Below are 13,164 nucleotides of genomic sequence, written 5' to 3' on the forward strand. Positions count from 1 at the left end.
GGGAATGCAGTCAGTTGACGCTCCCACGCAGAGCATGGGAGCGATCGGCAAGTGTCTCAGGGTTTTACAACCCCTCCAGCTCCGCCATCAGGTCGCTCAGCCGATCGACCTTCTCCTCGCTGATCCCATCGGCCTGCAAACCGTCGATATAGCCGGCCAACTCCTCCACCGTGCTGCACTCGAACATCGCCCGCAACGGCACATTGCGCTGCAGGGTCTTTTGCACCCGCGACGCGATCTGCGTGGCCAGCAGCGAATGCCCGCCCAGCTCGAAGAAGTTGTCCCGCACACCGACCCGTTCGACCTTCAGCACCTCGGCCCAGATCGCCGCCAGCGTCTGCTCCAGCTCGTTGCGCGGTGCCAGGTAGTCCAGGCCCTGCAACTGGCCGATCTCCAGCGCCGGCAACAACCTGCGGTCGAGCTTGCCGTTGGCGTTGAGCGGCAGGCGCTCCAACCATAGCCAGTGCAGCGGCACCATGTATTCCGGCAGTTCGGCGCGCAGGCGCTGCCGGATCCGGTCCAGGCAGTCGGCCTGGCCCAGCGCCGAGTCGGTCGCCACCAGGTAGCCGACCAGATGCTTGCCGTTGACGCCCTCCTGGACACCCACCGCCGCTTCGCGAACTTCCGGCTGCTCGTGCAGACGCGCCTCGATTTCCCCCAGCTCGATCCGATAACCACGGATCTTCACCTGATGGTCGATCCGGCCGACGTACTCCAGCACGCCATCGCTACGCCGACGTGCCAGGTCGCCGGTGCGGTACAGCCGCTCGCCCGGCGCACCGAACGGGTTCGGGATGAACGCCTGGGCCGTGCGCAGCGGATCGCCGACATAACCGCGACCGACACCGGTGCCGGCCACACACAACTCACCCACCGCCCCAGCGGTACCAGTTCATCGGCACCGTCGAGCAGGTACAGGCGGTTGTTGTCGGTCGGCGTGCCGATCGGCAGGTAGCTGCCACGGGTCGAGGCCAGATCGACGCGGAAGAACGCCACGTCGTCCGAACACTCCGCCGGGCCGTAGGCATTGACCAGCCCGACCTGTGGATAACGCAGCAGCCACTGGTGCGCCAGTTCCGGCGGCATCGCTTCGCCGGTGGGCAGCATCCAGCGCAGGCCGTCGAGGCTGATGTGGTCCAGGGCCAGCATGCCCTGGATCAGTGACGGCACGCTTTCCAGCACGGTGATCCGTTGCTGCCGGACATGCTCGAGCAACCCTTGCGGATCATGGGCAATCGCATTCGGCACGATGTCCACCCGCGCCCCGAACAGCGGTGCGGCGAGGAACTGCCAGACCGAGATGTCGAAACTCTGCGAAGCGGTCTGGGCAATCACGTCCGACGGGGCCAGTTGCAGGTACGGCACCTTGCTCAACTGGTTGTTGAGCATGCCACGCTGCTCGACCATCACGCCCTTGGGCAGGCCGGTCGAACCCGAGGTGTAGATCACGTAGGCGAGGTTGTCCGGCCCACTGTGGATGCCCGGGTTGACCAGCGGGTACGCACCCTGCTGCACGTCTTCCCAGACCAGCAGTCGTGGCCGTTCGCCGTTCAGTTCCTGTAGCAGCGCCTCGGCCTGGGCACGGCAGGCTGCCGTGCAGACCAGCAACGGCGTGCGGCTCAGCCCGATGATCCGGCTCAGGCGCTGGCTCGGCAGGCCCGGGTCCAGCGGCAGGTAGCCGGCGCCGGCCTTGAAGCTGCCGACGATCATTCCCAGCAGATCCAGACCGCGCTCGGCCAGCAGCGCCACCGGCTGGTCGACCACGACCCCGGCGGCCACCAGGGCATGGCCCAGGCGGTTGGCGGCCTGGTTCAACTGCTCGTAGCTGAGCTGCCGGTCGAGACAGGTCGCGGCAATGCGTTGCGGGTGCGCGGCGACCTGCGCCTCGAACAACGCCACATAGCTGTGCTCCAACGGGTACTCACGGGCACTCTGGTTGCAACCCTCGAGCAGGAACTCGCGCTCCTCGGCCCCCACCAGCGGCAACTCGTCCATGTCGCCATGGAAACCCTCCACCAGCGCCAGCAGCAGGCGCTTGAACTCGCCCAGCAGGCGTTCGACGCTTTCGGCTTCGAAGTAACGCTGGTCGTAGGACAGGTGCAGCCCCAGGTCGTCGCCCGGGTAGCAGACCGCGGTCAACGGGAAGTTGGTGTGGGTACGCCCCGAGTCCGAGGTGGCGTTGAGGCTCTGCGCCCGGTCCAGCACCGAGACTTCCACCGGCGCGTTCTCGAACACGAACAGGCTGTCGAACAGCGGCTGGCCCTTGGGCAGCTCGCTCTGCTCCTGGATGGTCACCAGCGGCAGGTACTCGTACTCGCGCAACTCCATGTTGCGCTCCAGCAGTCCGTGCAACCAGTCGCGCACGCTGCAGCCGGCACCCTCCTCCGGCAACTTCACCCGCAGCGCGATGCTGTTGATGAACAGGCCGACGGTGCGCTGCATCTGCGGCATCTCCACCGGACGCCCGGCCACGGTGACGCCGAACAGTACGTCGCGATCGCCGCTGAACCGGCGCAGGACCAGGGCCCAGGCCGCCTGGGCGAAGGTGTTGACTGTCAACTGGTGCTGCTGCGCCAGTTCCCGCAGGCGTGCGCCGTCACGCGGGTCGAGACGGGTGTAGCGGTCGCCCACCACCATGCCGCCGCTGTCGCCGGCGTGTTCACGCAGGAACGGTCGGTCGCTCGGGATCGGGGTGGCACGCTCGAAGCCCTGCAGGTTGCCTTTCCACCAGCGCCGGGCCTCGGCCAGGTCGCGGCGCTGCAGCCAGCCGATGTAGTCGCGGTAGCGCGGCGGCGGTGCCAACTGCGCTTCACGACCTTCGCCCAGGGCGGTATAGATCTCGAAGAAGTCGTTCATCAGCAGCGAACGGCACCAGGCATCGATCAGGATATGGTGGTTGCTCATCATGAACCAGTAGCGCGCCTCCCCGACCTTGATCAGGCGCAGGTGGAACGGCGCCTCGCGCAGCAGATCGAAACCGGCCTCGCGTTCGGTCTTGAGCAGATGTTGCAGACGAGGTTCCTGTTGCTCCTCGGCCTCGGCACTCCAGTCCAGGTATTCGAACGGCGTGCCGCCGGGCTTGTGGATAACCTGCAGCATGTCCTCGCCGACGTTCCAGCAGAACGACGCACGCAAGGCTTCATGGCGGGCGATCACCGCCTGCCAGGCCTGGGCGAAACGCTGCGGGTCGAGTTCGCTGTTGATCCGGTAGCGGTCCTGCATGTAGTACAGGCCGGTCCCCGGCTCCAGCAGGGTGTGCAGCAGCAGGCCTTCCTGCATCGGCGTCAGCGGGTAGACGTCCTCGATCTGCGCGGCGGCCACCGGCAGCGTATCCAACTGCGCCTGGGTCAGGCGGGCCAGCGGGAAGTCGGACGGAGTCAGGCCGCCGGCGTCGTCGCGCAGGCAGTGTTCGACCAGGCTGCCCAGTTCGCCCAGGTAGGCCTCGGCCAGTTCGGCGATGGTCGTATTGTCGAAGCGCTCGCGGCTGAAGGTCCAGCGCAGCACCAGCTCACCGCCGTAGACCTGGCTGTCGATGCTCAGTTCGTTGGGCAGGGGTGCCTCGGCGCCATGGGCTTCGCCCGCCGACTCTTCCAGCGGCCGGAACAGCGCCTCGTCGCCAAAACTCTGGTCGAACTGTCCCAGGTAGTTGAAAGTGACTGGCGCCAGCGGCAGGCTCGCCATCGCCTCACGCAGCGACGGCTCGGCCAGGTAGCGTAGCACGCCGTAGCCCAGGCCCTTGTGCGGCACGCCGCGCAGTTGCTCCTTGATCGCCTTGATCGAGTCGCCCTGCCCGGCCGCTTCCTCGATGTTCAGCGGCGTCAGGCGCACCGGGTAGGCGCTGGTGAACCAGCCGACGGTGCGGGTCAGATCGATCTCGTCGAACAGGGTCTCGCGGCCGTGGCCTTCCAGTTGTACCAGGGCCGACGGCTGGCCGGTCCAGCGGCAGATCACCCGCGCCAGGGCGGTCAGCAGCAGGTCGTTGACCTGGGTACGGTAGGCGCTCGGTGCCTGTTGCAGCAGGGCCCGGGTGCGCGTCGCATCGAGACGCACGCTGACGGTTTCGGCATGTCGATTCTGCCGGCCGCCCTCAGGGCGTTCGCACGGCAGGTCGAGGGCCGGACCGGCCAATTGCGCCTGCCACAGCGCCAACTCCTCACGCAGCGATTCACTGCCGGCATAAGCCTGCAGGCGGTTCGCCCAGTCGCGCAGGGAGCTGGTTTTCGCCGGCAGTTGCACCGCTTCGCCAGCCAGTACCTGGCGGTAGGCGTTCTGCAGGTCTTCCAGCAGCACGCGCCAGGACACACCGTCGACCACCAGGTGGTGAATCGCCAGGAGCAGACGTTGCTTGCCCTGCGGGCCATCCACCAGCAACGCGCGCAGCAGCGGCCCGTGTTGCAGATCGAGACTGCGTTGTGCCTCGGTGAACAGTGCCGTGCACTGACTCAGCGCCGTGACCTGCACCTGTTGCAGCAGAGTGGCCTGGTCCGGCACGCGGTATTCGGCACGCCATTGGCCCGCCTCGACGGTGAAGCCCAGGCGCAGCGCGTCATGATGCTCCAGCAGGGCCGCCAGGGCCTGCTCCAGGGCACGGGGTTCGAGGGCACGGACCGGCTCCAGCACCAGCGCCTGGTTCCAGTGCTGGCGTTCGGGGATGTCGCTGTCGAGGAACCAGTGCTGGATCGGCGTCAGGCTCGACTCGCCGCCGAGCAGGCCCTGTTCGGCCGTGATGCGCTCGCTGTAGGTCGCCACCGCCGCCAGGCTTTGCACGGTCTGGTGCTGGAACAGATCGCGTGGGCTGAAGTGAATGCCCAGTTGCCGCGCACGGCTGACCACCTGGATCGACAGGATCGAGTCGCCGCCCAGTTCGAAGAAGTTGTCGTTCAGGCCGACCTGGCCGACGTTCAGCACCTCGCGCCAGATGCCGGCCAGGTGTTGCTCCAGCTCGTTGCTCGGCGCCACGTACTGCTGGCGGTTCAGCTCGGGGTCCGGTGCTGGCAGTGCCCGACGGTCGAGCTTGCCGTTGGCGGTCAGCGGCATGCTTTCCAGCAGGATCAGGTGCGTCGGCACCATGTAGTCCGGCAACTGGCTCTTGAGGTGCGCCTTGAGCGCTTCGCGCAGTTGCAGCTGTTGCGCATCATCCAGCGCCGCAACGTCGCTGACCAGGTAGGCGGCCAGTTGCCTGCCGCCCGGCGCGTCCAGCGCCAGCACCACCGCCTCGCGAATCGCCGCGTGCTCCAGCAGGCGGTTTTCGATTTCCCCCAGCTCGATACGGAAACCACGGATCTTCACCTGATGGTCGATCCGGCCCATGTATTCCACCAGGCCATCGGCCCGCTGGCGCACCAGGTCACCGGTGCGATACAGGCGCGCGCCCTCGGCACCGAACGGATCGGCGACGAAACGCTCGGCGGTGATCGCCGGACGCTGGTGATAACCGACGGCCAGGCCGGCCCCGCCCACATACAGTTCACCGGTGGCCCCTGCGGGACCAGGGCCAGGTCGGCGTCGAGGATGTACGCCACCCGCGCACCGACCACCGTACCGATCGGCACGCTGCCCGCGCCCTCTTCCAACTGCTGCGGTGCCAGACTGGCCAGTGGCATGACCACGGTCTCGGTCGGCCCGTAGGCGTTGAAAAACAGGCTCGGCTGGAACGCCGCGCGAATGCGTTGCAGGTGTTCGCCGGTCAGCGCCTCGCCGCCGGTGATGCACATGCGTACCGGCAGGATCTGCCCCTGGGTCGCCAGCCACTGGGCCAGTTGGCTGCCGTAGCTCGGGGTGAAACCGAGGATGTTGACCTGCTGCTGGCGGATCAGTTGGCAGATTTCCTCGGCATCCCACTGGCCCTGGGCCCGCAGCACCACCCGGGCGCCACTGAGCAGCGGCACCAGCAGGCGCTCGGTGGCGGCGTCGAAGTTGATCGAATAGAAATGCAGTTCGCAGTCGTCCGGTTGCATGTCGAAACGACGAATCACCGCCTGGCAGTGCATGGCGATTTCGCCATGGGATACCACCACGCCCTTGGGCTTGCCGGTGGAGCCGGAGGTGTAGATCAGGTAGGCCTGGTGCTGCGGCAGGCTGATGAACGGTGGTTCCTCGGCCGGATAGCCGGCCAACGCCGGGCCATCCTGCTCCAGGCACCACTGCGCGACACCGGCCGGCAGCGGCCCCAGGGCCTCCAGCAGCGCACGGTGGCTCAACAGCAGGCCGACGCCGCTGTCCGCGATCATGTAGTGCAGGCGGTCCAGCGGGTATTCCGGGTCCAGCGGCACATAGGCGCCACCGGCCTTGAGGATCGCCAGCAGGCCGACCACCATCTCCAGCGAGCGCTCCAGCGCCAGGCCGACCCGCACCTGTGGGCCTACGCCTTGCTCACGCAGGCGCCAGGCCAGGCGGTTGGCCTGGGCATTGAGCTCGGCATAGCTGAGGGTCTGGCCGGCAAAAGTCAGTGCCGGCGCGTCGGGACGAGCCTCGGCCTGTTGCCGGAACAACTGATGGATGCACTGGTCGAGCCGCTGCTCGCCGGCTTCCGCCCCCAGGCTGGCGAACAGCGCCTGCTGCTCGTCGGCCTGCAACAGCGGCAACTCGCTCAGGCGCTGCTGCGGGTCACCGATCAGCGCCTCCAGCAGGTTGCGCCAGTGGGCGGCCATGCGGGCAATGCGCGGCTCGTCGAACAGGTCGGTGCTGTAGGTCAGGCAGCAGCCCAGGCGATGGTCGAGGTCGGTGACTTCCAGGTTGAGGTCGAACTTGGTCGCCCGGGCATCGTTGACCAGGTACTCGACGCGCATCTCGCCCAGGGTCCGGCTCTGCTGGAACTCCCAGCGCTGGACGTTGCACATCACCTGGAACAGCGGGTTGTAGGCGGCACTGCGCGGCGGCTGCAGGGCCTCCACCAGGTGGTCGAACGGCAGGTCCTGGTGGGACTGGCCTTCGATCACGGTGTGCCGGACCTGTTCGAGCAACTCGCCGACGCTCATCTGCCCGTCGAGCTGGCAGCGCAGCACCTGGGTGTTGAGGAAGGCGCCGATCAGCCCTTCGCTTTCCGGACGGATGCGGTTGGCCACCGGCGCGCCGATGCGCAGGTCAGTCTGGCCGCTGTAGCGGTAGAGCAGCACCGACAGCGCAGCGGTCATGATCATGAACAGGGTCAGACCCTGCTGCGTGTTGAAGGCACGTACCCGGGCGGCCAGCTCGTCGCTGAGGTCGAAGCGGTACAGCTCGCCACGGTGGCTTTGCACTGGCGGCCGTGGGCGGTCGCTCGGCAGTTCGAGCAGCGGGTGTTCGTTGCCCAGTTGCGCAGTCCAGTAGTCCAGCTGACGCTGGCGCTCGCCGGACTCCAGCCACTGCCGTTGCCAGACGCTGTAGTCCAGGTACTGCACCGGCAACGGTGGCAGCGGCGACGGGCGTTGGTCGATGAAGGCCTCGTAGAGCGCGCTCAGTTCACGGGCGAAGATGTCCATCGCCCAGCCTTCGGTGACGATATGGTGCAGGGTCAGGACGAAGTAGTGCTCCTGCTCTGCGGCCTTGACCAGGCAGGCCCGCAGCAGCGGCCCGGTCTCCAGGTTGAACGGCTGGTGCGCCTCGCTGTCGGCCAGCTGTTGCAGGCGTTGCTCACGCGCTTCACGGTCGAGGGCGGAGAAGTCCTTCCAGGCCAGGCGTACCGCGGTTTCGGCCGAAACCTGCTGGTGGGCCACACCGTTGCGGCTCGGGAAGGTGGTGCGCAGGGTTTCATGGCGCTGGATCAGCGCCTGCAACGCGGCCTCGAAGCAGGCAACATTGAGCACGCCGGTGAAGCGCGCCATGCCGCCAACGTTGTAGGCCGGGCTGTCCGGCTCCATCTGCCAGAGGAACCACATGCGTTGCTGGGAGTAGGACAGCGGCACCGTCTGGCTGCGATCGACCAGGCCGATGGCCGCCTGCTGGTTGCGGCGGCCGGATGCCTGGAGCTGTTGCACCTGCTCGGCGAACGCGCCCAACTCCGGTGCCTCGAACAGCACCCGCAGCGGCAGCTCGACATCGCAGGCCTGGCGGGTACGGGAAATGATCTGGGTGGCCAGTAGCGAATGACCGCCAAGGGCAAAAAAATCGTCGCCCAGACCGACCTGCGGCTGGCCCAGCACTTCGCGCCAGATCGCAGCGATCTGCTGCTGCAGCGCAGTCACCGGTTCGATGTGTTCGCGCACCTGCCACTGCGGTTCCGGCAGGGCCTTGCGGTCCAGCTTGCCGCTGGGGCTCAGGGGCATTTCATCCAGGCGCAGCAGTTGCGCCGGCACCATGTACTCCGGCAGTTCGGCGGCCAGGGCAGCCTTGAGCGCAGCACTCTGCTGCTGTTCAGCCACCCTGCTGCCCGGGCTGGTGTAGTAGCCGATCAGTTGGGCACCGGCCAGCGTGTCGCGTACCAGCACCACGGCCTGGGTCACTCCTTCCAGCGCCAGCAGGCGCGCCTCGATTTCCTCGGGCTCGACACGGAAACCGCGCAGCTTGACCTGCTGGTCGAGGCGGCCGAGGTATTCCAGCACGCCATCGGCGGCCCAGCGCGCGCGGTCGCCGGTGCGGTACAGGCGTTCGCCGGCAGCGCCCAGCGGATCGGCGACGAAACGCTCGGCGGTCAGCCCGGCGCGACCCAGGTAGCCACGGGCCAGGCCGATCCCGCCGATGCACAGTTCGCCCGGCACACCGTTGGGCAGCGGATTCAGTTCGGCATCGAGCACCCGGCAGGTCACGTTGCCCAGCGGCCGGCCGATCGGCGAACGCTCGCCATCGCTCGCCTGGCAGTGCCAGTGAGTGACGTTGATCGCGGTTTCGGTCGGGCCATAGCGGTTGTGCAGTTGAACCTGTGGCAACTGCTCCAGGACCCGGTTGCGCAGCTCGGCCGGCAGCGCCTCGCCACCGCAGAACAGCCGGCGCAGGCTGGCGCACCGGGCCACCTGCGGCTCGTTGATGAACAGTTGCAGCAGCGGCGGCACGAAGTGCAGCGTGGTCACGCCGAAGGTCTGCACCAGTTGCGCGATACGATAGGGATCGCGATGTTCACCCGGGCCGGCGATGACCAGTTGGCAACCGGTGATCAGCGGCCAGAAGCACTCCCAGACCGAGACGTCGAAACTGATCGGCGCCTTCTGCATCAGCACGTCGCCGGCGTCCAGGGCGTAGGTCGCCTGCATCCATTGCAGGCGCTCGGCCAATGCCGCGTGGGTATTGCCGACGCCCTTGGGCTGGCCGGTGGAACCGGAGGTGTAGATCACGTAGGCGAGGTTGTCGCCGTGCAGGTGCAGGCCCGGCGCCTGGCTCGGCCAGTTGTCGAGCTTGAGCAGGTCCATCGCCACCGCGCTGACACCCGCCGCCACCGGCAGGCTGTCAAGCAGGTGGCTCTGGGTCAGCAGCAGTTCGGCGCCGCTGTCGACGAGCATGTAGGCCAGGCGCTCGCGCGGGTAGTCCGGGTCCAGCGGCACATAGGCTCCGCCGGCCTTGATGATCGCCAGCAGGCCGATCAGCAGTTGCGGCGAACGCTCGGCGGCGATGGCCACCCGCACATCCGGGCCGACGCCCTTGTCGCGAAGGTAGTGGGCCAGGCGGTTGGCCTGGGCATGCAGTTCGGCGAAGTCTAGGCGGCCTCCGTCCCAGACCAGGGCGGTACGCTGCGGGGTCAGTTGTGCCTGGCGGTTGAGCAGTTCCGGCAGCCACTCGCCGGCCGGGGTGCAGGGAGCGACACCCCACGCGGCCTGCTGCTCACGCTCAGTGGCGGTCAACAGTTGCAGGTCACCGATAGCCTGCTCCGGCTGGCGGGTGACCTGTTGCAGCAGGCTGACAAAATGCTCGGCCAGACGGGCGATGGTCGCCTCGTCGAACAACTCGTCGGCGTAGTCGAAGGCCAGGCTCAGGCGGCCGCTGCGATCTTCCTCGCTGTGCAGTTGCAGGTCGAACTTGGCTTCGCGGCTGTGCCACGGCAACTCGTCGGCGAGCAGCCCCGGCAACCGACGCAAGGCGCCCAGGTCGCGCTGCTGGTGGTTGAACATGACCTGGAACAGGCCCTGCTCGCGCGCCTCGGGGAAGGCTTCGAGCAGTTGCTCGAACGGCAGGTCCTGGTTGGCCTGGGCGTCGAGGGTGGCCTGGCGGGTCTGCGCCAGCAGTTCGACGAACGGCAACCGCGCCTCCAGCCCGGCGCGCAGTACCAGGGTATTGATGAAGAAACCGATCAGCCCCTGGGTTTCCAGGCGCGGACGGTTGGCGCTCGGCACACCGATGCGGATGTCGCGCTGGCCGCTGTAGCGGAACAGCAGGCTCTGGAACGCCGACAGCAGCAGCATGAACGGCGTCGACTCGCAGGCCTGGGCGGTCTGGCGCACCGCCGCGCTGAGGGCGGCATCCAGGCGCAGGTTCAGGCGCGCTGCACTGTGACGCTTCTGTGCCGAACGCGGGTGGTCGGTAGCCAGGTCGAGGCGCGGCAACTCACCGTCCAGTTGCTCTTTCCAGTACGCCAGTTGCCGCCGGCTTTCGCCCTGGGCCAGCCACTGGCGCTGCCAACTGCCGTAGTCGGCGTACTGCAGCGGCAAGGGGGCCAATTCGGCCACCTGGCCCTGGGCAGCGGCCGCGTACAGCCGGGCGAATTCGTCAATCAGGATGTTCAGCGACCAGCCGTCGGCGATGATGTGGTGCATCGTCACCAGCAACTGGTGCTCCTGGTCGTCCAGGCGGACCAGGGTCACCCACAGCAGCGGGCCCTTCTCCAGGTCGAATTGGGTACGCGCCGCATCCTCGCGGATCTGCCGGGCGCGGGCCTCGCGCTGGTCCGTCGGCAGGTCGCCGAGGTCGATCAGTTGCAGGTCGAACGCGGCGCTGGCGTCGATGCGCTGCATGGCCTGGCCATCGCGCTCGTAGAAGCGGGTACGCAGGGATTCATGGCGCTCGATCAGGCGTTCGAAGCTGTTGCGCAGCGCCGCCTCATCCAGCTCGCCACGCAGGCGCAGGGCACCGGGAATGGTGTAGGCGCTGCTCTGCGGGTCCAGTTGCCAGAGGAACCACAGGCGGTTCTGCGCCAGGGACTGCGGCAGCTCCTGGCTGCGCGACAGTTGCACGATGGTACCTTGGGCCGCGCCGCCATCCTGTTGCTGGCGGGCCACCTGGGCGGCAAAGGCCCCCAGGGTCGGCGCCTCGAACAGCAGGCGCAGGTTCAGCTCGATGCCCAGCGCTTCACGCAGGCGAGCGACCACCTGGGTGGCGAGGATCGAGTTGCCGCCCAGCAGGAAGAAATGGTCGTCGGCCGCGACCTTGTCCACTTGCAGCTGTTCCTGCCAGATCCGCCCGATGAGCGCCTGCAGCTCATCGACCACGGTCTCGGAAACTTCATCCGACGCAGCAGTCTGGTCGGGAAACAGTGCGTAGCTGTCGAGGCTGCCGTCAGCCAGCCGGTTGCGGCAGGCCGAACGCTGCAGCTTGCCACTGGAGGTTTTCGGCAAGGCGCCCGGATTGAGCAGGACCACCACACTCGGCGCTTCCTGGTAGGCCTCGGCCACCGCCTGACGGATGAGCTTGATCAACGCGTCGGCGGGCAGGATCTTCTGCACGCTGCGGCTGATTTCCGCGGCGATGCCGATGCCGTCCTGGCCATCGCGGGTCACGGCAAAGGCGGCGACGCGGCCCTTGCGCACCACGTCCACCTCACGTTCGATGGTCTGCTCGATGTCCTGCGGGTACAGGTTGTGCCCACGCACGATCAGCATGTCCTTCAGGCGTCCGGTGATGAACAGCTCGCCCTCGCACATGAAGCCAAGGTCACCGGTGCGCAGCCAGGTCCGCCCCTCGTGCTGGACGAAGGTCTTGGCCGAGGCCTCGGGGTTGCGCCAGTAGCCGTGGGCGATACTCGGGCCGGCGGCCCAGACTTCGCCGACGGCGTTTTCGCCGAGCACCTGCAGGCTGGCCGGTTCGACCACCCGCACCGCATGCTCGGGCTGGCTGGTGCCGCAACTCATGATCGGGCTGCCATCGCCCGGCTGCGCACGGTTCTGCGCCAGCGCCGCTTCATCGACCCGCAGCGCGGGAATGCCCTGGCCACGCTGGCCACCGGCGACGAACAGGGTGGCTTCGGCCAGGCCGTAGGAAGCGAAGTAGCTCTGCTCGCTGAAACCACAGGGGGCGAACTTCTCGGCGAAACGCTCCAGGGTATCGAGGCGGATCGGCTCGGACCCGGAATAGGCCACCCGCCAGCCGCTGAGGTCGAGCCGCGCCAGCGCGGTTTCGCTGACCCGCTCGCTGCACAGGCGGTAGGCGAAGTCCGGGCCGCCGCTGATGGTGCCGCCGTATTCACTGATCGCCTCCAGCCAGCGCAGCGGTCGACCGAGGAAGTAGGCCGGCGACATCAATACGCACGGCACGCCGCTGAAGATCGGCTGCAGCAGCCCGCCAATCAGGCCCATGTCGTGATACAGCGGCAGCCAGCTGACGATCACGTCGTCGGGATTGAGGTCGATGCCGAAGCCATGGCGGATCAGTACCTCGTTGGCGACCAGGTTGCCGTGGCTGACCTGCACGCCCTTGGGCATCGCGGTGGAACCGGAGGTGTACTGCAGGAAAGCGATGTCGTCCGGCTGCACGCCGGCGTCACGCCAGTTGTCGGCCAGCGCGCTGTCGAGGGTGTCGACGCACAGCAGTCGCGGCGCATCGGCGGCCGACAGCTCGTCCATCTGCAGCAACGGTTCGCGCAGGTCGGCGCTGGTCAGCACCAGGCGCGGCTCGGCATCGGCGATGATCGACAGCAGCCGCTCCTGGTGATGACGACGGCTCGACTCCGGCGGATAGGCCGGCACGGCGATCACTCCGGCGTACAGGCAACCGAAGAACGCCGCGACATAGTCCGGGCCGCTGGGAAACAACAGGACCGCCCGATCCCCCAGTTGCGCATTGGCCTGCAGGGCGGCGGCGATGGTCCGTGCCCGCAGGTCGAGGTCGCGGTAACTGAGGACCGCGCCCTGCTCCTTGTCTTCGGCGAGAAACCGCAGCGCCAGTCGGTCCGGGGTCTGCAGTGCACGGCGCTGAAGGGCCTGGGCCAGGGTGTTGGGGAGTTCGAACGCGTCAATCATGGGGATTCCTGCCTGGAGTCGGCCAGGCTCTGTACGAAATGTATCTGCGCTCACCCAGGCTGCGTTGAAAACCGGCTCGGAGTGTTCA

1 pseudogene is annotated in these 13,164 nt (G+C 67.5%); it reads right to left on the reverse strand.

Annotation, left to right across the window (positions count from 1 at the left end):
* Positions 1 to 64: 64 nt before the first annotated feature.
* A pseudogene (locus tag ACZ5KU_RS22080) lies at positions 65 to 13,076 on the reverse strand (non-ribosomal peptide synthetase).
* Between the last annotated feature and the right edge of the window lie 88 nt (positions 13,077 to 13,164).

The sequence above is a fragment of the Pseudomonas sp. Tof1 genome, from assembly GCF_055390395.1.